The organism is Rhodococcus sp. 27YEA6 (genome assembly GCF_044908235.1).
Taxonomy (GTDB): domain Bacteria; phylum Actinomycetota; class Actinomycetes; order Mycobacteriales; family Mycobacteriaceae; genus Rhodococcus_F; species Rhodococcus_F qingshengii.
The window spans coordinates 88718-113479 of sequence record NZ_JBIYCY010000012.1 but is presented as its reverse complement, the minus strand read 5'-3'; the positions used below and the strand labels follow the sequence as shown (position 1 = coordinate 113479).

The following is a 24762-nucleotide window of genomic DNA, read 5'->3' as shown; positions in this document are numbered from 1 at the left end:
TTGACATGTACTTGTGTGCACCTGTCACACTATCTTCGGTGAACATTTGTACACTGAATTCACGCAGTCGGGGGAAGCTAGCCCAGCAATCGAAATACCCGGCAATCGAAGTACGAGGAGGGTCATGACAATCGCATCTGCTCCTGAGAACACGACACCGAAGTCCACACCTCGACGCGGACTGTCCTTGGTGGGACTGATCGAAGCCATGGCTGCTCCACATCAGATCGACCGATACCTCGAGTTGGTCAACCCGATGGCGACCGTTCGTGACATTCGCGCGCAGGTTGTCGCCGTCGACCATCCGACGGCTGACTCCGTCACTCTCACGCTGCGCCCGACTCGCCAGTGGCGCGGTTTTCAGGCGGGCCAGTTCGTGCAGTTGGGCGTGGTGATCGACGGTGTTCGTCACACTCGCTGCTACTCGCCGGCCGGGGGCGCGTCTACGCGCAGCGGGCTGATCGAGCTCACCGTCAAAGCGCATCCGGGTGGCCTGGTGTCGCAGTATCTGTACGCCAACGCAGCGCCCGGGCTCGTTGTCAGCCTCTCGCAGGCAGACGGGGTGTTCTCCCTTCCCGTCGACCGCCCGCGTCGGGTGTTGTTGATCAGTGGCGGCAGTGGAATCACCCCGGTCATGTCGATGCTTCGGACGCTGGTGGAGGAGCAGCACTCGGGCGAGATCGTGTTCGTGCATTACGCGAACACCGATGCCGACGTGGCGTACACGCGCGCGCTGAAGACCATCGCCGAGCAGAACCCGAACGTGAAACTGGTACTCGTGTACACCGAAAGCGGTGGAGGTGACCTCGAAGGTTTCTTCGATCGCGGGCACCTCGACGCGGTGGCTCCGTGGATCGCCGATCCGGACACGATCGACGCCCAGGCTTATCTCTGCGGACCTCCCGGACTGATGCGGGGAGTGCGTGAGGTGTTCCGTGAGGTCGACGTCGAGCACTTGCTCAACACCGAGGAGTTCGCGCCGGCGGTGGCCGAGCCGGGGGAGGCCGGCGGCGAGGTGTCATTCACCAAAAGTGGGGTGGCGGCCGAGAACTCCGGCGAAACACTTCTCGAACAAGCAGAAGCTGCGGGCCTCAATCCCGAGTACGGATGCCGGATGGGAATCTGCTTCTCCTGCACCTCCGTCAAGAAGGCGGGCCGTACCCGAAACGTGCGCACCGGTGAGACAGACGACGAGCCGGACAAGAAGATCCAGCTGTGCGTCAGTGCTCCCGTCGGCGACGTCACCGTCGACATCTGAAGTCCCATTTTCCACACGACTGTCTGGAGACCGACATGTTTGGACTTTCACTTCCCACCCTCCCGTTCCTCGGCAACGGTTCCGATGCGAAGGACGACGCTCCCGTCGTCCTGACGTACGAGCAGGTCGAGGAGATCGGCCGCGAGTTGGACGCCTTGCGCGATCGCACCGTCGCCTCGCTCGGGGCGGAGGATCGGGAGTACATCTACAAGATCATCAAGGCTCAGCGCGGGTTCGAGGTCGCAGGTCGCGGCTTGATGTACCTCGGCTTCCTGCCTCCGGTGTGGCTCGCGGCAGTCGGTGCATTGAGCGTGTCCAAGATCCTCGACAACATGGAGATCGGCCACAACGTCATGCACGGTCAGTACGACTGGATGCGTGAACCAGGGCTCAATTCCGAAGTCTTCGAATGGGATACGGTGTGCCCGGCCGACCAGTGGCGTCACTCGCACAACTACATGCATCACACGTACACCAATATTCTCGGCAAAGACCGCGACATCGGATACGGCATCCTGCGTATCGACGACGCGCAGAAGTGGAACCCCTATTACCTCGGTAATCCGGTCTGGGCCTTCGCCTTGATGGTGCTCTTCGAGTGGGGCGTGATGATGCACGATCTCGAGATCGAGAACGTCATCCAGGGCAAACGCAAGTGGCACGACGTCAAGCCGCTCCTGAAGGGCTGGTGGAACAAGGCGGGCAAGCAGGTCCTCAAGGACTACGTCATCTTCCCGGTTCTCACGGGGCCGCTGTTCGTGACCACTCTCGCGGGGAATGTCACCGCCAACCTGGTCCGGAACGTGTGGACGTACTCGATCATCTTCTGTGGCCATTTCCCCACCGGTGTCCAGAGTTTCACCGAGGACGAGACGGCCGACGAGACTCGCGGGCAGTGGTACGTGCGTCAGATGCTCGGCAGCGCCAACATCGAGGGAAGCCCGCTCTTCCACATCATGTCCGGCAACCTCTCGCACCAGATCGAGCACCATCTGTTCCCGGACCTGCCTGCGCATCGTTATCCGGAACTCGCTCCCCAGGTGAAAGAATTGTGTGGGAAGTACGGTTTGCCGTACAACACCGGTGGGTTCTTCAAGCAGATCGGTTCGGTATGGGGCAAGATCTTCAAGCTCGCTCTTCCGCCCGGTTTGGTCAAGTCGAAGACCCCTCCCGGTGTTATCGTCGAGCGCCAGCGAACTGCAGCCTGAGAGGCACACACTGATGGTCGGGAAATTCGAACGCCGCAAGGACACGGTCCAGGAACTGACCGAAAGTGCAGCCAACCACGTGGGCTCCATCGCGATGATCATCGCCGGGGCTGTTCGAGACGTGACGCGCGAGATCGGCGACTGGGTGTCCGACGGAATCGAGATGCGTGAAGCAGCGAAAAAGGCTGCGGCTGACGATCGTTCGGAGTCCGTGACCATCGAGCACGACGACAGCGATCCACCTGAAGACTGGCGTTGATTCACCGCGGCGGACGGCCTGATCGCGCAACCGCGAGCCGTCTCGCCTGAACGACCGCGTTGCCCTCCGTCACAGATGACGGAGGGCAACGCGGGTTTCGTGGACTGCCTCGGCGGCCGAAGACGCGGATCGAACGCCGATCACAAGTGAGGTCCTAAGCAGCGCTACCGAGGCTCGCCGAGTCGAAGCTGCCGAGCCCGGTGCTACCGAGACCGCTGCTACCGACTCCGCCCAGTGCGAGTGCATTGCTGCTGCCCGCGCTCAGTAGCTGGACGATGATGTTGATGACGATGGGGTCGCCGGTGAGCGGAATTGTAGGCACAGGGGGACCTGCTTTCTGTTTCGAGATGTGGTGAGAAGGTGAGCGGCGACGGGATCGTCGACGTGGTCAGGCGGGCTGTTTCAGCCACTTCCGGTGCTGCCGAGCGACACGATGGAGCCGTTGCCGAAGCCGAGTGCTCGGGAGAGTGAGCCGAAGTCGATGACCAGGCTGCCCAGGGTGTGCTGGTTTATCACGGTGGTTCCTGTCTGTGCCGCGACTGTGTGATGCGAGCGGGTAAGTCGATCAGGGAGCAGGCGTCGTGGGAGTTTCGCCGCCGCCGCCAATCGGAGAGTTGTCGGTGTAGAGGAAACTGCTGCCGGCGTTGAACATCTGTAGGACGGTGTTCAAAACGACGGCCAAAGCGCCTGTGGTTGGTGCGGCGATCATGTGCTTGCTCCTGGTTTCAGCGGTGGCGACGTGGTGGTCACCGTGGTCACCGCCATCACAGTGTCAGGCGGCTTGGAGCGGGCCCTGTGCGAGAGATTCTCTCGCACAGGGCCCGAGATTCGTCCTAGGAGACGCCGCCGCCATCCGTCGAGCCCGTGCCGGTGCTGCCCGCGTTGAAGAGCTGCAGGATGGTGTCGAAGAAGGCACCGAGGAGAGCGTTATCCTGGCCGTTGATCATGTGTTTCCCCTTAATTGTTACTGGTTTGCGCGGTGATTCGCACCACACTTTTATAGCCCGGTTCGGAGCGGAAAAGTGGGGTCCAGGCGCCACACGTGGACAGCTAATAGCGAGGATGTGAGTGTTCACATTTTCGCTGGACGATTGTCCACATCAGTGCTTGCGAAGGTCAGCGAGATCATGGCAGCGCGCAGTTTGAGCAGTTCAGAGGGCAGGGCCGGATCCAATCCGGTCAGGGTTGCGATGCGCTTGATTCGATTGTCGACGGTGTTGGTGTGCAGGCCGAGCGCCGACGCGGTGCGCTGACGATGCTGGCCGTTGGCGAGATGTATGGACAATGTCTGCAGCAGTTCCGGATTGCCGTCGAGTGGCTTGAGAAGATTGATCAAGCTGTCGCGGCCTGCGCCACCCCGAGTGAGTTGATACTCGAGCGCGAGGTCTTCCATTCGGTAGGACCGCGCCGGCAGTCTCAGGCGCCGCACGAGTTGCGCCAATTCGTGAGTGGTTGCTTGGGCGGCGGCGATATCTCGTACCGCGGCGTTCTCGGCGATTGCTGTGATCTCCACCCCGACCGTTGCGCGTGCACGTTGGATGACCTCGCACACTGTTCCCCAGTCGGGTGTGCCCTCGATCAGGACCAGACCACGTTGCGGTGCAGGAGCTTCGAGCAGCGCCGATCCGAAGTGGGCCGCGATTTTCGATTGAGCGACGGAGAGGTCACGGTAGGCCTGTATGCGCTGGTGGTTGCCGTTGCGTGCTCCCGGGCGGATGGGCGGCAGGTTCACCAGGAGCCGCAGGACGAGATAGCGGGGTGCGAGTTCGACGCCCATCTGCAACGCAAGCTGGGTGGGATCGTCGCCGTCCAGCATGGCTTTCACGAGAGCGCCGGCCGAGTATTCCCCGAGTTGGGAACCGGCTGGAAGAGCCGAAAGATAGCTGATCGAGATGAACGAGTGAAGCCGCTGCGCGAGTGCGAACAAGAACTCGTTGAGATCCCCGAGATTGGCGGAGTCCTCGGCGTCGGCCCGGCTGAGGATGAGGGTGCGAAAAGTGCTGATGCCCTCGTTGGTCAAGTTGAGGATCGCGCTGAGTGGCACGCCTTTCAATGCTTGTTGGACGGTCATCGTGTGAATGCCGTCCAACTCTTGGTCGGTGGGAAGTTTGCGGTGATCCAATAGCTGGATCCCCACTTGGAGCCCCTGCACGATCACCGCAATCAGTTCCCGACGTACGGCCTCCGTTTGGAGGGAAGTCAACGTCGGGTTGGCACGGGACAGGTGATCTACGAGATCGCTTGCCAGTGGGATGACGTCGTTGACCGCTGTGGAGGCGGGCTTGCCTCCCAACATGAGCGGTCCCGGGTTGTTCAGCAGCGCTGGGGACATGGGTGGCCTCCTCTAGACAGGTGCGTCGCCTGGCACAGGCACCCGGAGGCTCGGCGCGTTACGAAGCGGGGTACACGCTGAGGCCTTGTTCGGGGGCATACTCGCCGCTGAAATTTGCGGTTCGAATTGCGCCAGGCGTTGTGATTTCTACCACATGAACGATCGTCCAACTGTGAAATGGACAAATGTGAAGATAAGTCCATATGCCCCACGTGCTGCGGACCTAAACAATCGTCCACTTACGGTGTTTTTCGACGTCAGAGCGGAAAACGGTTTCGGAGGATACCACGAGTTCCGTCTGGGATCATTGCCGCGCCTACGGTTCTCGTCGCGGGCGATTTGCTCGGAGCAAGCTCGAGGGCCCTGGGTCCTCGCGGACCCAGGGCCCTCGAGGCCTAGGTATTGATTCGACCAGTCCGATGTACGGGAACCGGTTCAGGGTGAAATCACCCCTTTTTGTACTGCTGTCTGTGGTGCGGAAATCTCTAGATGACGCCCAGTGAAATCATGGCGTCGGCTACCTTCACGAAGCCGGCAATGTTCGCGCCGTGCACGTAGTCGCCGGGCTTTCCGTACTCGGCAGCGGTGTTGATGGTGCGCTTGTGGATGCCGCGCATGATTCCGGCGAGACGCTCGTCGGTGTACTCGAAGCTCCAGGAATCACGCGAAGCATTCTGCTGCATTTCGAGAGCGGAGGTTGCAACGCCACCGGCGTTGGCCGCCTTGCCGGGTGCGAAGGCTACGTTCGCGTCACGGAAGAGCTGGATGCCACCGGGGGTGGTGGGCATGTTCGCGCCTTCGGCAACGGCCTGAACGCCGTTGGCGATCAAGGTCTTTGCGGCATCTTCGTCGAGCTCGTTCTGAGTCGCGCAGGGGAGTGCGACGTCGCACGGCACGTCCCAGATGGAACCGTCGGCGATGAACTCGGCATGCGGAACTGCGTCGGCGTACTCGCTGATGCGGCCGCGGCGAACTTCCTTGATCTCCTTGAGGAGGTCGAGATCGATGCCCTTCTTGTCCACGATGTATCCCGAGGAATCCGAGCAGGCGATCGCGACGCCGCCGAGCTGGTGGATCTTCTGGATTGCGTAGATGGCGACATTGCCGGATCCGGAGATCACGACGTTCTTGCCTTCGAGGCCTTCACCCTTTGCCTTGAGCATTTCGGCGACGAAGTACGCGACGCCGTAGCCGGTGGCCTCGGTGCGAACCTGCGATCCGCCCCAGGTGATGCCCTTGCCGGTGAGGACGCCCGACTCGTACGTGTTGGTCAGCCGCTTGTACTGACCGAACAGGTAGCCGATCTCGCGACCGCCGACGCCGATGTCGCCGGCCGGAACGTCGGTGTATTCACCGATGTGACGCTGCAGTTCGGTCATGAAGGACTGACAGAAGCGCATGACCTCTGCGTCGGAGCGGCCCTTGGGATCGAAGTCCGAGCCACCCTTGCCGCCGCCGATGGGCAGGCCGGTCAGTGAGTTCTTGAAGATCTGCTCGAAGCCGAGGAACTTCACGATGCCCAGGTTGACGCTGGGGTGGAAGCGCAGGCCGCCCTTGTAGGGGCCGAGTGCACTGTTGTACTGCACGCGGAAGCCACGGTTGACGTGAACGTTGCCCTGGTCGTCGGTCCACGGCACGCGGAAGATGATCTGGCGTTCCGGCTCGCAGAGCCGCTCGATGAGTCCGGCGTCGGCGTAGCGGGGGTGGCGTTCGAGCACTACGTGAAGAGACTCGAAGACCTCTGCGGCGGCCTGATGGAACTCGGGCTCTCCTGCATTGCGAACCAAAACCTGATCGTAAATCTGCGCTACGCGGTCACGTACGGACACCGCTCACCTACCTCGTTGTGAGAACTCTTTTACATTTCCGTTACATACTAGGCGCCTTTATTGCTGTATCGGACAACTGTCCTGTGAAGGTGAAATCGGACACAGCTGTCACTTGTGTCAGTTGAACGGGCGATTTATAACAATTTGCTCAGCTTTCACTCTCTTAACACAGTCCAAATGGTTTGCTTCTGCGGTCGGGGATCACTGTGCCTGTGGTCCGAACGAGTCGAAATGATCAGAGGGGCTGCACGTGCGTAATAAACACTCCATGTCGGCGATGTTGTCGATAGGCGTCGTCACGATTGCCGCGACGATTGCCGCAGCACCGTCTGCGTCGGCGATCGGTGGACCGTGCGGTTCGGGAGGAAGTGGTTCCGCCGGATCGATGACGGGTTCGCTCGGCTCGCTGACCGGATCGCTCGGCAGTGGATCCGCCGGTACCGGCTCCCTCGCCAACGCGCTGCCTTGGATCACCGGCGCCCCCAACGGTGCGCTGCCGGTGCTGACCGGCCGGACCAAGGCGATCGAAATGGTCACTGGCCCAGGCAGTCCCAACAACACCATCGAGCGGTTCAACGTGTCGGGTACCGACCTCGGAATCATGTGGGACAACGGTCTTTCGGGGCCGGATCACGACGTGCTGATGGCATTCGGCGACACGGTGGGTGACTGCGACACCCCGGGTGACGACTGGCGCAGCAACGTATTGTTCCGCAGCAACGACACCGCCATTGCCGACGGGATGAAGATCGACAGTTCTCCTTTGGACGGCCCCAATCATTCCAAGGAGATCATTCCGGGATTCGGCATTCCGGGTGAGTTCACCACCATCCCGACCGCTGGAATCTCTTACGGTGGTGTGCAGTACATCAGATTCATGTCCGTTCGGTCGTGGGACGAACCTGGAGCCTGGACCACCAACTACTCGGCTCTGGCCTTCTCCACGGACAACGGTGAGAACTGGGAACTCGATCCGGCGACAGTTCGCGCCAATACCGAAGGACTTGGCATTCCGGGGATTCCGGCAGTATCGCCGATCAATTCCAACTTCCAGCAGAGCGCCTTCCTCGACGGTCGGGACGGCTACATTTACGAATACGGAACTCCCTCAGGTCGTTTCGGTAAGGCGATCCTGGCGCGAGTGGCCGGCGCCGACATCAGAAATCTCGGCGCCTACGAATACTGGGACGGCTCCGGTTGGAGTCCGCGAGATACCGATGCCGTTCAGGTCATCAAGGCACCGGTCAGTGAACTCGCAGTGCAGTGGAACGACTACCTGAACAAGTACGTTGCCATGTACACCAGTGCCGAGGGCAACCTGGTGATCCGTCAGGCCGACCAACCGCAAGGCCCGTGGAGTGGTACGCAGACCCTGTTGAGTGGAATCACGTTGCCCGCGTTGTACGGCGGATTCATGCACCCGTGGGCGAGCGGACAGTTCCTCGAATTCGTCGCCACCACGTGGGACCGTTACAACGTCATCTACATGCGGACCGATTTGAACGGACTCCAGATGGCGTCGTCGGATTCGCGCGATCGTCCTGACCCCGCGACCACCGGTGAGGCTCGCGTACTCGAAGTCACGATGCCGGAAGACCGCTAGCCGAGCAAGATTCGACAACTATGGCCTGCAACTCGATCGAGTTGCAGGCCATAGTTCTGTGGGTAGTGATATTCGGGTGATACTCAGAGAATGAAGAGCATTTCCTGATACGTCGGGAGTGGCCAGTGATCGTCGGCGACGATGGTTTCGAGGAAGTCGGCCGCTGCACGTACCTCTGCCATGGCGGGCAGGAGTGCGTCCTGTGCGTGCTTGGCCTGATCGAATGGCGACTCGCCTGCGTCGGTGTCGATTGCTGCGCGCAGGGCCGCGAGCGCTGTGCGCAGAGCCGCAACGGGCGCCGACACTTCTTCGAGCGGTGCTGAATCCGGTTCGAGGCCGGCAGACTTCAGTGCGACGAAGTTCTGCGCAACTTCCGTCTGGTGGCGCACTGCGGCCGGAAGAATCAGCGTCGTACCGATTTCGGCGGCCAGGCGTGCCTCGACGCCGATGCTCAGTGCGTACTGTTCGAGTCCGACCTCGTAGCGGCTGTGCATCTCCCGGTGGTTGAAGACCTTGTACTTCTCGAAGAGTTCCATCGAGGATTCGGTGATCAGTTCAGGAAGGGCGTCCAGCGTGGTGCGAAGGTTCGGCAGGCCGCGAGACTCGGCCTCGATCTGCCAGTTCTCCGAGTAACCGTCGCCGTTGAAGACAACCGCACCGTGGTTGGTGATGATCTCGGTGAGCAGATTCTGGACGGCGGTGTCGAAATCGGCGCCGTCGGCGACCGCGGCCTCAAGTTCGGTGGCCATGTAGTCCAAGGCCTCGGCCATGATCGTGTTGATGGTGACCATCGGGCCGTTGACTGTTTGCAGCGATCCTGGCGCGCGGAACTCGAAACGGTTGCCGGTGAAGGCAAATGGGCTCGTACGGTTGCGATCGCCCGGGTCGGTCGGTAGGACGGGAAGGGTATCGGCGCCGATCATCATGGTGCCCTTGTCCTTCGACGATGTCGCGGCGCCCTTGGCGATCTGCTCGAAGACGTCGGCCAGTTGATCGCCGAGGAAGATCGAAATGATGGCCGGGGGAGCCTCGTTGGCACCGAGGCGGTGATCGTTGGTTGCCGATGCGACCGACGCGCGCAGGAGGCCCGCGTATTTGTGGACGGCCCGGATGACTGCGGCGCAGAATACGAGGAACTGGGCATTGTCATGCGGATTGTCGCCGGGGACAAGCAAACTGCCGAGTTCGGAGTTGCCCAGCGAGAAGTTGACGTGCTTGCCGGAGCCGTTGACACCGTCGAACGGCTTCTCGTGGAACAGACATTCCATGCCGTGCTTCTTGGCGATTGTCTTGAAAGTGGTCATCAGCAACTGCTGGTGGTCCGCGGCGATGTTGCCTCGCTCGAACATCGGGGCGATTTCGAACTGGCCGGGCGCAACCTCGTTGTGCCGCGTCTTGGCGGGGATACCGAGTTTGAAAAGTTCCCGCTCGGTGTCCATCATGAATCCGAGCACACGCTCCGGGATCGCCCCGAAGTAGTGGTCGTCGAACTCCTGGCCCTTGGGCGGCTTTGCGCCGAAGAGTGTTCGGCCGGCGTTGAGGAGGTCGGGGCGGGCGAGGAAGAAGTGTCGATCGATCAGGAAGTACTCCTGCTCGGGTCCGCAGAACGACACGATGTGCTCGGGATCGGTATGACCGAACAACTTAAGGATTCGTTCGGCGTGGAAACCCATTGCCTGTTGTGAACGCAGCAGGGGAGTCTTGTGGTCGAGCGCTTCGCCGGTCATCGAAACGAACACGGTCGGGATACACAGTGTGTTGCCGTTGGGGTTTTCGAGAACGTAGGCCGGGCTCGTGACATCCCAGCCGGTGTATCCGCGAGCCTCGAACGTGTTGCGCAGCCCGCCGTTCGGGAAACTCGAAGCGTCGGGTTCACCTTGGATCAAGGTCTTGCCGGCGAACTCCGCCAGTGCACTGCCGTCGCCGACCGGCTCGAGGAAGCTGTCGTGCTTCTCGGCGGTCAACCCGGTAAGCGGATAGAAGACGTGGGCGTAGTGGGTTGCGCCTTTCTCCAACGCCCAGTCCTTCATCGCGGATGCGACCGCGTCGGCGACCATGGGATCGAGCGGTTTGCCTTGCTCGATCGTCGCCATCACCGATTTGTAGACAAGCTTGGGCAGTCGCTTCTGCATGACCACCTTGTTGAAGACGTTGGCTCCGAACACCTCTCCGGGTGTCTCGTCGGTCGTGAAACTGACCACCGGAGGTGTGTAGGCCTCGACGTCCTTGATCGCTTGCAAGCGAACTGCATTTCCACTCATGTGCTTACCCCTCGCCCGGGCCCAGGGCTGCGCTGCTGATTGCGAGCCCGACTTCGGCAAACCCTACGAACCTCCGGTATCGGGGGTGTTTCGTAGATATTGCGCCTGTCCGCAAACTTCGAGTCACAACGGAAATGTCGATCTGTCGGAGGTCTACGGCAGACTTCGAGCCGACGGGCTATTGCAGGACAGTCGAATCGGAGAGTCTTTGTGATCAGGGTGTTGGTGCCAACAACGGTGGAGCAGGGCGATCTCGCGGAAGTGCTTCGGTTGTACGACGAACTTGTCATCGAGACCCGAAAAGAGGTCGGCTGCATCAATTACGAGTTACTGCAGCGCACCGACAATCCCTGCGAGCTCGTGTTGGCGGAGGAATGGGAATCGCAGGAGCACCTCGACGCCCACACTCATACCGAGCACTTCGTCAGGTTGGTTGAGGCGCTGGACAAGCTCGAGACGGCAGCGCCGGCGCAGATCTTCACGAAGGTTCTGTAGCGGCGGAGTCAGGTTTCAGTGCTCGCTCAGGCGTCGAACAAACATTCCGGAGAGCCCCGAGCGTCAACTAGGCGACCCGTTCCGACACACGCGGAAACTGGTTTGCATCGACACGCCAGAATCATCGTAGATCCGTCGAGTCCGATGTAGGACAGCACCTTCGGGCCCCAGCCGGGCGTTGTGCAGGTGTCGGCCGACCTGCACGGGCGCTCTATACGGTCACGTCGGAGTAGGGCATATGCTCTGACACCCAAGGAAATACGAATTCCATGAGTAGCAGCACCAGCGCGACCACGAGAACGATCGCCAGCAGGGCCTTCACTGGTCGGGGGCCGGGGAGCGCTCCCCAGAGGTATCCGTACATTCATTGCTCCTGGAATGCCGCGGGAATGGTGCCCGAAGTCTTCGAGATTGTTTCGACGAGAACCGCGTGGACGATCAAGCGTTCGCTGTTCGAGTAGAGCGGATGGCACGTGGTCAGTGTCAACATACTTTCCAGCGTGGCGTCGGGCGCGGCCCAAGGGTTTCCGGGCAACGGGTTGACGACCGCGACATCCCCGGGCACGGTGATGTGCCGCCCGAGGAGATGGACGTAGTCGCCTTCGGAAACACGATCGGCTTGCTCGGGATTCAAGCAGGCATTCGCCGCAGCGCGACGTTCGGGCGAGGCCTGGTCGAGTGGGAGCAACCGGTACGTCATCCATTGGAACTCGGTCTCCACGACGACGGCATCGCATGCATCGAGTCGATCCAGGTGTTGGAAGACTGCGCCGGAACCATTGCGGTGCCCGGCGAGCGCGAAGTTGCCGGCTTCGCCGGGCATCTGCGAGTCCGGGTAGTGGCCGGGGCCGGCCCGCAGGTCCTCGTTGCGTGTGCCCTCGACGATTGCGTACGCGGCGCCGAGTGTGGGGAAATGCACGCGCGCGAATCCCTCGCCGAGCACAGGGATCAGCGGGGACACCGGCTGACCATCGATCGCTCCTGAGGCTTCGGGGACTTCGGCCCAGGATTCCTCCAGACTGTTGTTGAGCTCGTCCTGCAGCCGCCCTGAGACGATATTGGTCCAGAACGCCTCATAGATGACGAACAGCAAGATGACGACCCCGGCCGTGAGGAGCAGTTCGCCGATTACCTGGCCTGCGCCCGGCCGCCGACGCCCTGGAACTTTGGTATCGCTCACGAACCGGGGTCTCCTCTTCACAGATCTACCGAGCTAGCTGATGTGTCGCATTGGTGCCGTATCGAACTAGCTGCCCGCGTCGATCGTGGCGCTCCCGGTACCGCCGAGGAGATCGTAAAGGAGTACGGACAGGCGACCGAGGCCGTCGATCGCGGCAGAACCAGTGGTCTCGATGCCTTCGATGACGATCGGGAACGGGAGGAATGACATGGTGTTTCTCCTTCGAGGGGTGGGCCGCGGCGGCGGCCGCGAGATAGATGCGTCGTGACGGTGAAACAGGGCGGGTGCGACCAGGTGTATGTCGCACCCGCCCTGTTTCGGTATTTCTGGTTGGGAGTTACTCCTGGCCGGGTCCACGCTTGCGGTTACGCAGGGTGAGCCATGCGCCACCGCCGATCAGTGCCAGCGCCAGACCGGCGAGCCAGATGACGTTCGCGCCTGTTACCGGCAGGGACGAGGACTGGTCCGGTTTGGCCTGAGCAGGATTTCCCGGAGCAGGTGTGCCCGGAGCACCGTTGTGTCCACCACCGTTGTTGCCGGGAGTGTTGTTGCCGGGAGTCGAAACGTCAGTGCCTGGTCCTCCGGGTACTTCAGAGCCCGGCCATGTCGGGATTTCCCACGGCGGCAGCGGGATCGGGATCGGGATGATGATCAGCCCATTGCTGCTGGTTTTGTTCTCGAGTCCCAGGACCACCGACTTGTTTGCTTCGCCGGTGAGCTTGACGGAAGTTGCGGTCGGTTCGCCGTCGATCGTCGAGACATCCGCCTTGCCTTCCTTGACGCCCCAGATCACTTCACCCCACTTGACGTTGGTGACGTCGGTGTGAGCACCGGTTTCTGTGAAAGTGATGTCGGTGTTCAGCGGGAACTGGACCCGGCCGTCGATGACGGCTGCGTCGCACTGGGCGGTCGGAGTGACCGAAGCGCCCGGCTTGACATCGAGAACACAAGACCGCGCCTCATTGTCGATGTCCGTCCACGTAGCCGTGACCTGGAAGATCGTGGATCCGTCCTTGGCCACCTGGCTGCCCTTGGGGCCGGTCACGATCTTGTCGATATCCACCTCGGTGGTCGGGATCGGGCGGTTGTGGATCTCCACCACAGCCTTCTCACCGGCCACCGCCTTGACGGTGTCGCGGTAATCGGCGTCACCGGCATCCGCGGAGACGTAGTAGTACGGCCGCGCCCAGTCGATACCGGCCAGTGGCTTGGGGTCGACCTCGGAGAAGGTGATCACGGTGTTCCGCGGCACAACCTCGTCGGACGTCCAGCTCCAGTCGTTTGCGGCATCGAGGGTGATGGTCTGGCCCACTGCCGGGAAATCAGTTCCAGCGGGGAGTGCCGGATCGATCCCGTCGATACGGACCTCGAACGTCGCGCTGTCAGGCAGGTCGGCCTCGGGTGCGCGGACGGGGTTGCCGTCAGCGTCGAGGATGAACTTCGTGAATTCGACCGATCCGAATTTCCACAGCGCCTCGTTCGACAGCGTGATCAGCCGACCGTCGGTCGGGTCGTCGGAGACTATGCCCGTCGCGGTGCCGTCGAGGTTCGAGTGCAGCCACGATTCGCCTTCCGGGCTGGTGCCCCAGGAGATCGCGCCCCACTCGACTCCGTCGACATCGGGACGGCCGGTCTCGGTGAAGGTCACCTCGGTGCCGACAGGGAGGTCGACGCCGAGCGGTGTGGTCTGTCCCTGCTTGACGCTCAGCACCTGGGTGCGGTACCCCACACCGTCGCGCCAACGCGCCTCGACCGTGAACTCCACGTCGTCGCCGACGGCCTCGGCGGCCTCACCGCCGACCTGCTTTGCGATGCGTAGAGTGCCGTCGTTGACGTCGACGAAGTTCGACACCTCGATCTTGCGCAGATCCTTGCCGATGGTCACCACCGCCGCGTTGTCCGGACTGATCCTGACATTCCCGGAGTATGCGGGCACGCCATAGGCGAGACCGTCACCGTTTGCCGGAACCAGCTCTGTCAGTGTGACTTCGGTGCCGCCCGGAAGGTTCTCGCCGAACGAAACCGGGGTGCCGTCGGACGGAAGAGACAGCGTCTTGCTCTGCGGGTTGCCGTCCGTATCGAGCCAGGTGGCAATCACGTCGAAGCTGGCCGGTACGGCCTTGTCGAACGCCTTCGGGCCCGTGAGCTTCTTGCTCACTTCGAAGGTGCCTTGCGTGATCGTGGCCTCGTTGGTGACGGAGACCGTGTTCGCCGACGCGTCGGTGCCGATGGTGAGCGTCTTCGGGCTGATCACCGGCAGCGACCACGTCACGAGGTCGGTGTTCGTCGGTTGGACCTCGGTGAAGGTGACTTTCGCTCCGATGGGCAATTTGCCCAGGTCGTAGTGCTGGCCGTCCTTCAGAGTGAATTGACGCAACTCGTTGCCGGCGGCGTCGTCACCGAAGGCGATCTCTGCGTTGACAACGAAAGCCTCGAGTCCCGTGCGCGCTCCGTCACCGATGACGGACTTGGTGATCCGCGCCGATCCCAGACTCGCTTTGTTGAGCAGTGTGACACCGACATTGCTTTTCGGCGTGATGGTCACCAGTGCCTCGGTGCGGTCCCCGTTGAGCGTCACACCCTCTGAGGGGCGGAACGTTCCTCGCTCGAAGTACACGCCGTCAACGGTGGGGAGGTTGATCTCGGACAGTCGGATCTGCCAGCCGGTTCCGCGGGGGTTGATCCCACTGACCGGTGTCCCGTCAGCCTTCACCTTGATCTCGTAGGAGCTCACCGGGGCGTCGGTCGCGGGGTTTTGACCGGGGGCGAACTCCTCGACTTTCACAGTGAACTCGGTGTCCTCCGGGAATTTCTCGGAGAAGGGAGCGATCTCCTTCAGCAGCGAGAACGAGCCCCGCGACACGCCTTGACCTGTGCCGCCGCCGCCCCATTCCTGCTTGACACTCTGCGTCGACTGAGTCTTGCCGTTGTAGAAGACCGAGTTCCCGTAAACCGTACCGCGCTGATCCAGCCCACCGCTGCTGGTGCAGAGGGTGTAATCGATGAAATAGCGTGTCTCACGGTTGTAGTCACCCGCGTCCTTCGGGAGGGTGACAGCAATCCCGTTGTCGCCGCTGCGTGTGACCGTGGTGCCTGCGGTGATGTCCGTGCCGCCCTCTTTTGCGAGGAAGTCGCGCGCGGTGACCTTGAAATTGAGGTCCTTCTTCAGATCGCCGCTGACATCACATACCGCCAAGCTGTCGGAGAACGTGTCGGTGATGACCGCCGGTGCGTCGAGGCCCTCGAGGGTGTGTCCGGAGACCTGTACCTTCCAGTCGATGGTCGTGCCGGCAGGCTGCTTCTCGCCCGCGACGTCCTTCGGTTCGGTGTTGAGCGTGCCGGTCTTGCCGCCCTCGAACTTGGGCCCCGTCACCGAAGCGTCTTTGGAGATGCCGTTGACGACCGCCGTATTGGTGAACACATCAGAGGAGTCCGGCACCTCCTTCTCGATCACACAGGACCGGAACTTCACGTAGTAGTAGTAGTAGTACTGCGTCGAGTCTTGCTTGATCTTTTCCTTCGGCGTGATGGTCATGCTGAAGGATTGGGCACTCGCCGTGGCACCGGAAGCGTCGATGTCGAACTCGGAGGTGACGTTGACGTGGTTGGTTGTTTCACCGTTCAGCCCGGGTAGACGGTTCGCGCGCCAGACCGTCGGGACGAGGCCGCCCTCGCAGACCTCGTGATTGGCGCCGAGAGTCTCCTTGATGATGACTTTCTGGTCGGGGAGGCTCTCGATGAAAGTGCCCGGAACCGTGATGCTCCAGTCGATCTCGCTGTACCGGGTGCCCCCGGCCCAACCGCCGGACTTCGACGGCCCGGTCTCTGGAGCCCAATCCTGGCCGACGCCTGCCGCGCCTACGGTGTTCCCGCCGATGGTCACGGAGTTGTCGTAGACAGTGCCGGTGATGTCCACTTCGCCGCTGGTTGTGCACGAGGTGTACTCGATGCGGTAGAGCTTGTTTCTTTCGAAGGGGCCGCCGTTGTCGAGCGCGATGCTGACTGGATCACCAGCGGCACTCTGGGTGACGGTGACGCCGCCTGCGACCGGCTTGAGATCGTTCGGGCGACCGGACAACAGCTTCGCGTCGATCAGGCTGCCCGTACACAGCTTCATGTTCTCTGAGAGCGCGTCGCTCAGGGTCACCGAACCGGTGCCGCCCGCGTCCAGTGCGGCCAGATCGGCACCGGGAATGTCGATCGTCCAACGCACAGACTGCTTGTTGCCCTGGAGTTGGCCGGACTTCTTGGCCTCGCTGATCACGCTGCCGTCGCTGATGCCGCCACCGCCGGGTAGCTCGTGCGTAACGTCGAAACTGCCGTTGATCGTGAAATCAACTTTCTCTTCGGTGGTGTACGCGACCGCCTTGGTGTAAACGAAGAAATCGCCCTTCACCTCGTCCGGGCGATCCGCCACGGCATCGGAGAGAACACACGTCATCAGATTGGTGGAAGCAACCAGATCGCATGTGCCCCAAACCGTCCCGTCGTCGCCCTCGAGCGCGATCGTCGGGTTGGACTGGAGCTTCAACTCGTCAGGGAATCCGATGGTGAACTGGTCGCCCGGTTGCGGGCTCGCGCTTGACGCGTCCCAGGTGCCCTTCACCGTGACGGAGTCCCCGACCGTGATCTGCTGGTCGTTCTTTCCCTCGACCTGGACGTCGGTGATTTTCACATCGATGCCGGGATTGACTCCGCGTGCGGCCAGTCGCTGCGCCGCCACAGAAGTCGTAGACGGGGGCGCTGTGGTTGTGATCGCCGGTTTCGCAGAAGTGGGTGACTCCGACGTGGAAGTAGGCGGCGCCGTCGTTTTCAGTGGCGCCTCCGTCGTAGTTACGGGCGGCTTCGTTGTGGTCGGAACTGTTGAGGTCGGAACTGTGGCGGTCGAGGTCCCGACGTCATCTGCCGAGGCAACCTGGACGAAAGAGAACGACGATACGACCAGCGCCAGGACCGCAACAATCATCCCCAAAGCTGCCCACCGAGACACCACCCCCTCCCCGGCGCGGCGTGGGAAGACACGGTTACGCATGACGAACACCTTTCGTTCAGAACACATGATTTGGGCCCCGTTTCCGGGGCCGGCGAATAGCGAAACGGGACCTTTGAGCAGCTCTGGAGCCTGGATGCGAGCGTTGGTGATTCTCAGGCGTCCTATTGCGGAGCCGAACAGTTGATAATCGGACCTGGTTGGCGCCAGCGCAGACCGACGGCCGGCTCTGGGTAGGCCAGGAAATTCCAAGAAAGATCGACCGCCGGTATTAGCTAACGCGACGACCTACGAGGTACTAAAGGCTGCGGCCGAGGATCTTTCCTGCGCGATTCATTGCAGTTCGGGCATGAGCACCATCCCGGATAGCAATAGCAACAGTGCGATGGCTCCGAGGGGGAGTCTTCGTGCTGCGTGCTTCGCTGCCGTGACGGTTTTCATGAAATTCCTTTCTTTGGCACAACGTAAAGAAATGTGCGCGGGGCCGTTCGCGAGAAGATGCAAATTCCGCGCAAACAACGCAGAAGGCGCAAACCGGGCGATGCGCAATCAGGAATCTAACACGAGCAAATCGCATAGCTGGACACGCCATGGACGTGCGTCCATGCAAGAAAAACTGCGCTTACCTGGCTATATCTATCTTCCGTTGATTTATTTCGAGTTAACTGGCTGGTTCATCACAATTCGATCTCGACCATCAGTTATATACCTGCCTTGGCCCCTGTCGACAATCGGTGAGCGGCCGAGCCGAGTCGGCGCTGCTGTACCGAATGGGCCTTTATGCAGTTCACCGCCCCTTATTTGCTGTCGGAACGACAAGGCGTGGAGCGAATTATCTGTGCGCACACGCTCGGCATAAATGCAAATCATGTTTCTGCGTATAGGAGGAGGGTGAATTTGGGGGTGAATTCAGTCGCTGGTCATCGAAACCCCTGTTCTGAAAGGATTCAGAGATAGGGGTCACATTAGATTCGTTTTCTTAGCAGATTGGATTCCGGCCTGAGTTAACCGTCGATAATGCTTCTGGGGCCGACATGGCCATTCTAGACAAAGGTTCGCCCAGCTTTTCGTAGAAAGCCTTCGGTACGGTTACGTCAGTCCAGCTGATCACGCGTCGCAGCGACTATTGGCGACGCTCTTGTGCGCACGGATGAGGCACTGCCTGGGATGTGTGTGGATCTCGGAAAATGCCACGTCGGAGGCTTCTTCGAAGATCTCGAGACCTCGCAAGTTCAGGTCGTTCTCGCGCATCTCGGCACGATGAAATGGCTTACTTTTCAAGCGCTTTCGATGCCCGGAGTCAAATGGTGACGGTCGTTGCGTAGTCGCTGACGGCGGATGCGGCGGGTTCGATCGGTGCGCAGTCGCCACATCCGAGCAACCGCACCGAGTAGCTGCGAGGTCCCAGAGCCGGCGCCTCTCACGGCTCCCTGGAAACTTCGCGAAATTAGAACTTCGAATCGAGTTCTCGCTCAACCATTCTGACGCAGCTTGTGTCATTGGTGCTACGCCCACGGCCGCCAGCAAGGTCCGACTACTCCGGCTGCTGTTATACGCCCTGGGATCCGGAGCCCAGAGATTCTGTGACACTGTGCGGCGGCTCTGCTGAGCGTGTTGCATGCGACTCGGCTGGCATTGGTGCATTCTTGGCTACCGGCTCGTTGTCGTAGAACTTCGTGAGACGACCTTGTCGCAGTCGCAGGGAAGGGCTACAACGATTGGTCTGGCCCGGTCAACGAGGCGGGACCGGTAGTCGGTTGGTGTGCGCCGGTGAACCTCTCGACGACGGATACCACGACGATCGCGAGTGCCAGGATTCCAACGGTCCGGGCGAGTGACTTCAGGGTCTTCGGAAGTGCCTTCTTCATGCGTGGCAGATTACTGCGGACGGCACGTAATTTGTGGGCTAGGTTTCGGTCCGTATCGGACTGCTCTGCCCAGTGGCCGCTCGTCCACGCAGCGTGACTATCTGTGAATTAAATCTTGTGGTGCCCCCGGCAGGATTCGAACCTGCGACCAAGAGATTAGAAGGCTCTTGCTCTATCCCCTGAGCTACGGAGGCGCGTGGAACATCATACTCGAGGGTTCGGGATGTGACGCGCGCCGCCCAACTCCGACGCGTTGTCGTAGTCGGTTCGCGAAGGTCCTACCCTTGAGGTATGGCTACACCCGACCTCGCGCCGACAGATTCCCCACCGGAGTCCACTCCGCACAGCGGTGCACCCGCTTCTTCGACCGCGATATTCGTGGTCAGTGGACTCATCGCAGGGCTCACCGCAGCCATCGTGGTGGGATTCTCCGCGTCGCAGGCACTGACTCTTCTGGGCATCCCGGATCCAGGCCCGATCACCACGTACGGCCTGCCCGCGATGCGGGCACTGGGGGAGATCGCCGCGGTCATCGCGATCGGGTCACTGCTGCTGGCCGCGTTCTTCGTGCCGCCGCAGAAGTCGGGCGTCCTCGACGTCGACGGCTATCGGGCAGTCCGAACTGCATCGCACGCCGCGATCGTGTGGGCGATCTGTTCGTTCATGATGGTGCCTCTGACGCTCTCTGACACGTCGGGTCAGCCGTTTGCCGAAGCGATCAAACCGGCGAACCTGTGGTCGGGACTCGATCAGGTCGAGATCGCCGGCGCTTGGCGTTGGACTGCGATCATCGCGGTTGTTCTGGCGATCCTGGCCCGACTGACACTGCGCTGGTGGTGGACCCCGCTACTGCTGCTGGTCGGTCTTCTCGGACTGATGCCGCTCGCTCTCACCGGTCACTCGTCTTCGGGCGGGTCGCATGACATCGCTACCAACAGCCTGATCCTGCACCTCGTGGCGGCTTCGCTCTGGGCCGGCGGCTTGTTCGCGCTACTGGCACACGCGCGGCGCGGCGGCGATTACACCGACGTAGCAGCCCGACGCTTTTCGACGGTCGCATCCATCTGCTTCGTCGTCATGGGATTCAGCGGCGTCATCAACGCGATTGTCCGTCTGCCTCTCGACGACGTATTCACCACGACGTATGGACGATTGATCGTCGCGAAAACAGTTGCACTGATCATCCTCGGGTTCTTCGGTTGGGCTCAGCGGAGTCGGGCGCTACCGGCGCTGGCGGAGAATCCGAAGAGTCGCTCTGCCCTGATTCGATTTGCCGGCGCTGAAGGCATCGTGATGGCGGCGACCATCGGTCTCGCGATCGGCATTGGTCGTACCCCGCCGCCCCCGCCTTTGTCGATTCCTTCGATTCCCGAGGTCGAACTCGGTTACAACCTTCCGGACCCGCCGTCGTTCATGGCCTTCGTGACGGACTGGCGATTCGACCTCATGTTCGGCACCGCCGCCGTTGCTGCGGCGATTCTGTACGGAATCGGTCTGCGCAAGCTGGCCAAGCGTGGGGATTCCTGGCCTGTCGGCCGAACCATCGCCTGGATGAGCGGTTGTGCGGTGCTCCTGATCGCCACGTCGTCGGGCGTCGGCAAATACGCACCGGCAGTCTTCAGCGTTCACATGGGTGCGCACATGGCGCTGTCGATGTTGGGCCCAGTCCTGCTGGTTCTGGGTGCGCCGATCACTTTGGCTCTGCGGGCCCTGGATCCGGCAGGCAAGGACGGCGTGCCCGGCATTCGCGAGTGGATTCTGACCGCGCTGCACAGCCCGTTCTCGCGATTCATCACCCACCCGATCGTGGCGGCAGTTCTCTTTGTCGGCGGCTTCTACGCGCTCTACCTCGGCGGAATCTACGGCGCTACCGTCGACTCGCACAGTGCTCACCTGCTGATGAATCTGCACTTCATCCTCAGTGGCTATCTCTTCTATTGGGTGGCGATCGGAATCGACCCGTCACCGCGCCAATTGCAGCCGGTGACCAAGCTGGCAATGGTCTTCGGCTCACTTCCGTTCCACGCCTTCTTCGGCGTGGCATTGATGAGCACTACCGCCGTCATGGGCGGCGCGTACTTCCGTTCGCTCGGCCTCGGCTGGAACAACGATCTGATCGGCGATCAGCAGCTGGGCGGCAGCATCGCGTGGGCGACCGGCGAGATCCCACTCATGGTGGTCATGCTCGCGCTGCTGGTTCAGTGGTCGCGCAGTGACGGAAGGACCGCGCGCCGAACGGACCGTGCGGCCGAGCGTGACCACGACGCCGACCTCGCTGCTCACAACGCCATGTTCGCCGAATTGGCCAGGCGGGACCGCGAAGGGTGGAAACCCCGTGAGGCTGCTGACGCGGAGACTACAAGCGAGGACTCTGCGGACGAGACACCCAGCGAGAAGAAATCCGACGAATCCTCGACTAGCACTTAGCTCCGACACTGCCCGGGCCGTTTGGCTCGGGCAGTGCTGTTTCTCCACAGCTGTTCCACCGATGCACAGGTGGAAATCGAAGATCCCGAGCCACGCGTTTGTCGTTCCACAATCGAAACTGCCGACGCAATGATCGGCCCCGCGGCAGTTGGCGGGTTCTGGAGTTCGAAGGGGGATCGGACATGTACGAAACGCATGCAACGGTTGTCGGAACCGTCATCACCAATCCGGTGAAGCGGCAGACCACCAATGGCGAAGAGGTGCTGAGCTTTCGGATGGCGAGCAACACGCGTCGCAAAGACGCGGTGACCGGAGAGTGGACGGACGGAGCGACCCTCTATCTCACGGTCAGCTGCTGGCGGCGGTTGGTCACCGGCGTCGGCGCATCCATCATGAAGGGTGATCCGGTCATGGTGGCGGGGGAGTTGCGCACCAACGAGTACACGACCAAAGAGGGTGTGCCTCGTTCCGATCTCGAGCTACGGGCGACTGCGGTAGGCGCGGACCTTGCTCGTTGCATCTCGAAGATCGAGCGTCAGAGCAAGCCGACGTCGGCGGAGAATGTCGAGGACGCAGTCGACACCGTCGCTGCGTGAGGACTCAGACCGAAGGTTTCGGGCAGTCGCGGGGCCGCGAGTCGTGCCCCGCGTCCACTCGCTCAAGAAGTTCGGTGAGAGTTGCTCGCTCCGATTCGTCGAGGTCGTCGAACACATCCGAGGATTCGCGTCGTTGAGCTTTCGCGACGTCGGCAGCGAGGGTAGCGCCGGCGTCGGTCAACTCGAGCAGCACTGCTCGCCGATCGTTCGGGTCGGGAGTGCGGCGCACCCATCCGGCGTCTTCGAGGGAATCCACGACGTCGGTCGCCGACCGCGGAACTATGCGCAAGCGCTCGGCAAGAAACCCGAGTCGAACCGGTTCGCCCACTCGGGTCAGCACTCGCAGCGCTCGGCTTTGCGACGGCGAGAGGCCGAATGGTTCCAGCGCTGCCACTTGGCGTCGGCGGATGAGCCGTGCCACCGACATCACGACGTCGGTGAGTTCGCGCTCTCGGGAATGCATGGCGCCAGTCTAGCGTTGTTGGTGTCAGCCTCATAGTGAGGTAACCTCATCAATATGAAACTAGGGTGAGAAAGCCTCCAGGAGGTAGAACGTGAAACCAGATCACATGCGAAACATCGAACGATCCGCTGTCGAGATCACTCCGGCGGAATCCGTACCGGCAAAGCGCGTACTCGGACTGTTCGCGCCGTATCGAACTCAGATCGCCATCGTCACCGCGGTCATCACACTCAGCGCGATCGTGGCGCTGGGCAGCCCGCTGCTCCTACGCGAAATGCTCGACAAGGCGATCCCGGACAAGAACCTCGGACTCGTCAGCGTTCTGGCCATCGGCATGATCGCCATTGCCGTGATCACGAGCTGTCTCGGCGTGGCCCAGACCTGGATGTCCAACAGCATCGGCCAGAAACTGATGCACCAACTGCGCGTGCGGGTCTACTCGCATCTGCAGAATCAGTCGCTCGGATTCTTCGCTCGAACCCGAACCGGAGAAGTTCAGTCGCGTATTGCCAACGACATCGGCGGTATGCAGTCGGTGGTCACCAACACGGCAACGTCCATCGCGCAGAATGCAACGACCGTGGCAGCCACCATTGTTGCTCTGTTCCTTCTGGATTGGCGGCTTGCCATCTTCTCGCTGGCGATCTTGCCGGTGTTCATCCGTATCGCACGCAAGATCGGTGACGAGCGCCGCAAGATCTCTGGTAAGCGGCAGAAGCTACTCAGTGATCTGTCGGTCCAGGTGGAGGAATCTCTCTCCGTCAGTGGCATTCTCCTCGGCAAGACGACCGGCGCGAAGTCGGCTCTGACGGATCGATTCACCGAGCGTTCAGCGGAAGTCGCAGACGTCGAACTCCGAGCCATGATGGCCGGCAAGTGGCGCATGGCGACCATGTCGATCACCTTCGCAGCCATGCCTGCACTGGTCTACTGGTTTGCCGGTTTCACTCTCGATCACGGCAACACCATCACCGTCGGCACCCTCGTCGCATTCACCACGCTGCAAACACAATTGTTCCGCCCCACCATGATGCTGCTCAACACGGGCGTCGAGGTGCAGAGCTCGATGGCACTGTTCAGTCGCGTGTTCGAGTACCTGGATCTGCCGATCGACATCGCGGATCCGGAAGAGTCGAAGAGCTTCGACCGCACCAAGATGTCCGGCGAACTTCGGTTCGACCACGTCGACTTCTCGTATCCAGGAACCGACAGCAAGACCCTCGACAACATCGACCTCACGGTCCCGGCCGGCGGAACCTTGGCGCTTGTCGGCTCCACGGGTTCGGGCAAGACCACTCTCGGATACTTGGCCGCACGTCTGTACGACCCGACTGCGGGATCGGTGAGAATCGACGACGTCGATCTGCGGGACCTCGATCTGGCGACGGTCTCCGACCTGGTAGGTGTGGTGTCGCAGGAGACGTATCTCTTCCACACGACGATTCGTGAGAACCTTCGGTTCGCGAAACCCGACGCCACGGACGCCGAGATCGAGCAGGCAGCGCGCATCGCGCAGATCCACGAGTTCATTTCCGGTCTCGACGACGGGTACGACACCATGGTCGGCGAGCGCGGCTACCGATTCTCCGGCGGTGAGAAACAGCGCATAGCGATCGCGCGCACAGTCCTGCGGAATCCGCCGATCCTTGTCCTCGACGAGGCGACGAGCGCCTTGGACAATCGCACTGAACGTGCGTTGCAGGACGCGCTCGACGAGCTGATGGTCGGACGCACCACTCTTGTTGTGGCGCACAGGCTTTCCACGGTTCGAGATGCGGATCTCATTGCGGTCCTCGACCAGGGCGTGGTTGTGGAAAAGGGCACCCACGACGAACTTGTGCAACAAGGTGGGCGATACGCACAGTTGCTTGCGGCCTCGGGTAGCGACGCCGTCGAACTCCCGTCGGAACTGCAGACCGTGTGAGTGTAAGAAATGTCGGCCATTTCACTTCCGCAAGTTTCTAGAACGTGTTCTACTTTAATGGTCGTTGGT

20 protein-coding genes and 1 tRNA gene are annotated in these 24762 nt (G+C 61.4%); 8 read left to right on the top strand and 13 right to left on the bottom strand.

Annotated features, from left to right (window positions below; genetic code table 11):
- Nucleotides 1–124 precede the first annotated feature (124 nt).
- From ABH939_RS24945 to ABH939_RS24935, 3 genes are read left to right on the top strand one after another with little or no spacing between them, the layout of a single operon-like run.
- Nucleotides 125–1258, top strand: coding sequence for a ferredoxin reductase (locus ABH939_RS24945; RefSeq protein WP_050656813.1), 1134 nt, complete (start codon nt 125–127; stop codon nt 1256–1258).
- Between the two features lie 35 nt (nt 1259–1293).
- A complete protein-coding gene (locus ABH939_RS24940) occupies nt 1294–2466 on the top strand; it encodes an acyl-CoA desaturase (protein WP_058227155.1) in 1173 nt (390 codons plus the stop codon).
- Between the two features lie 13 nt (nt 2467–2479).
- On the top strand, nt 2480–2725 hold the full coding sequence (locus tag ABH939_RS24935) for a hypothetical protein (RefSeq protein WP_003945295.1): 246 nt from the start codon (nt 2480–2482) through the stop codon (nt 2723–2725).
- Between the two features lie 154 nt (nt 2726–2879).
- On the opposite strand, the gene ABH939_RS24930 is transcribed toward ABH939_RS24935, so the two are convergent.
- The 4 genes from ABH939_RS24930 to gdhA all read right to left on the bottom strand — a co-directional run bounded on the left by ABH939_RS24930 (nt 2880) and on the right by gdhA (nt 6886).
- The gene (locus ABH939_RS24930) at nt 2880–3047 is read right to left on the bottom strand and encodes a hypothetical protein (protein ID WP_003945367.1); all 168 of its coding nucleotides are present in this window, start codon (nt 3045–3047) and stop codon (nt 2880–2882) included.
- Nucleotides 3048–3290: 243 nt separating this feature from the next.
- Complete coding sequence (locus tag ABH939_RS24925) at nt 3291–3434, bottom strand: hypothetical protein (RefSeq protein ID WP_003945326.1); 144 nt, start codon at nt 3432–3434, stop codon at nt 3291–3293.
- Nucleotides 3435–3797: 363 nt separating this feature from the next.
- On the bottom strand, nt 3798–5057 hold the full coding sequence (locus ABH939_RS24920; protein WP_003945374.1) for a CdaR family transcriptional regulator: 1260 nt from the start codon (nt 5055–5057) through the stop codon (nt 3798–3800).
- Between the two features lie 485 nt (nt 5058–5542).
- Nucleotides 5543–6886, bottom strand: coding sequence for an NADP-specific glutamate dehydrogenase (gdhA, locus tag ABH939_RS24915; RefSeq protein ID WP_003945368.1), 1344 nt, complete (start codon nt 6884–6886; stop codon nt 5543–5545).
- A gap of 268 nt (nt 6887–7154) precedes the next feature.
- Here gdhA and ABH939_RS24910 point away from each other — a divergent pair, with 268 nt between their 5' ends.
- Nucleotides 7155–8489, top strand: coding sequence for a DUF4185 domain-containing protein (locus ABH939_RS24910; protein ID WP_007733338.1), 1335 nt, complete (start codon nt 7155–7157; stop codon nt 8487–8489).
- An 83-nt stretch (nt 8490–8572) separates the two neighbouring features.
- Here ABH939_RS24910 and ABH939_RS24905 read toward each other — a convergent pair whose 3' ends face one another.
- Entirely contained in the window at nt 8573–10750 is a 2178-nt protein-coding gene (locus ABH939_RS24905; RefSeq protein ID WP_003945365.1) for a glutamine synthetase III, read from the bottom strand.
- A gap of 225 nt (nt 10751–10975) precedes the next feature.
- Here ABH939_RS24905 and ABH939_RS24900 point away from each other — a divergent pair, with 225 nt between their 5' ends.
- Nucleotides 10976–11245, top strand: coding sequence for a putative quinol monooxygenase (locus ABH939_RS24900; RefSeq protein ID WP_404650295.1), 270 nt, complete (start codon nt 10976–10978; stop codon nt 11243–11245).
- Nucleotides 11246–11456: 211 nt separating this feature from the next.
- On the opposite strand, the gene ABH939_RS24895 is transcribed toward ABH939_RS24900, so the two are convergent.
- From ABH939_RS24895 to ABH939_RS24865, 7 genes are all read right to left on the bottom strand, one after another.
- On the bottom strand, nt 11457–11609 hold the full coding sequence (locus ABH939_RS24895) for a hypothetical protein (protein ID WP_234551414.1): 153 nt from the start codon (nt 11607–11609) through the stop codon (nt 11457–11459).
- On the bottom strand, nt 11610–12425 hold the full coding sequence (locus ABH939_RS24890; protein ID WP_404650293.1) for a class E sortase: 816 nt from the start codon (nt 12423–12425) through the stop codon (nt 11610–11612).
- A 66-nt stretch (nt 12426–12491) separates the two neighbouring features.
- Nucleotides 12492–12635, bottom strand: a complete 144-nt coding sequence (locus ABH939_RS24885; protein ID WP_007733341.1) for a hypothetical protein — start codon at nt 12633–12635, stop codon at nt 12492–12494.
- A gap of 127 nt (nt 12636–12762) precedes the next feature.
- Complete coding sequence (locus tag ABH939_RS24880) at nt 12763–17391, bottom strand: DUF5979 domain-containing protein (protein ID WP_404650316.1); 4629 nt, start codon at nt 17389–17391, stop codon at nt 12763–12765.
- Nucleotides 17392–18522: 1131 nt separating this feature from the next.
- Entirely contained in the window at nt 18523–18666 is a 144-nt protein-coding gene (locus ABH939_RS24875) for a hypothetical protein (RefSeq protein ID WP_341514429.1), read from the bottom strand.
- A gap of 458 nt (nt 18667–19124) precedes the next feature.
- Nucleotides 19125–19283 (bottom strand): hypothetical protein, encoded by a 159-nt coding sequence (locus ABH939_RS24870; protein WP_003945304.1) that lies wholly within the window; start codon nt 19281–19283, stop codon nt 19125–19127.
- 118 nt (nt 19284–19401) lie between these two features.
- Nucleotides 19402–19477, bottom strand: a tRNA-Arg gene (locus ABH939_RS24865).
- A 97-nt stretch (nt 19478–19574) separates the two neighbouring features.
- On the opposite strand from ABH939_RS24865, the gene ABH939_RS24860 reads away from it, so the two are divergent.
- Nucleotides 19575–21710 carry a cytochrome c oxidase assembly protein gene (locus tag ABH939_RS24860; RefSeq protein WP_404650290.1) on the top strand — a complete coding sequence of 712 codons (2136 nt, stop codon included), beginning with the start codon at nt 19575–19577 and terminating at the stop codon, nt 21708–21710.
- Nucleotides 21711–21892: 182 nt separating this feature from the next.
- Nucleotides 21893–22306 (top strand): single-stranded DNA-binding protein, encoded by a 414-nt coding sequence (gene ssb / locus ABH939_RS24855; RefSeq protein WP_007733347.1) that lies wholly within the window; start codon nt 21893–21895, stop codon nt 22304–22306.
- Nucleotides 22307–22310: 4 nt separating this feature from the next.
- On the opposite strand, the gene ABH939_RS24850 is transcribed toward ssb, so the two are convergent.
- Nucleotides 22311–22769: a MarR family winged helix-turn-helix transcriptional regulator gene (locus ABH939_RS24850; RefSeq protein ID WP_054781492.1), complete on the bottom strand. Its 459-nt coding sequence runs from the start codon at nt 22767–22769 to the stop codon at nt 22311–22313.
- 106 nt (nt 22770–22875) lie between these two features.
- Between ABH939_RS24850 and ABH939_RS24845 the strand changes: the two genes are divergently transcribed.
- Nucleotides 22876–24693, top strand: coding sequence for an ABC transporter ATP-binding protein (locus ABH939_RS24845; RefSeq protein WP_054801009.1), 1818 nt, complete (start codon nt 22876–22878; stop codon nt 24691–24693).
- Nucleotides 24694–24762: the final 69 nt, after the last annotated feature.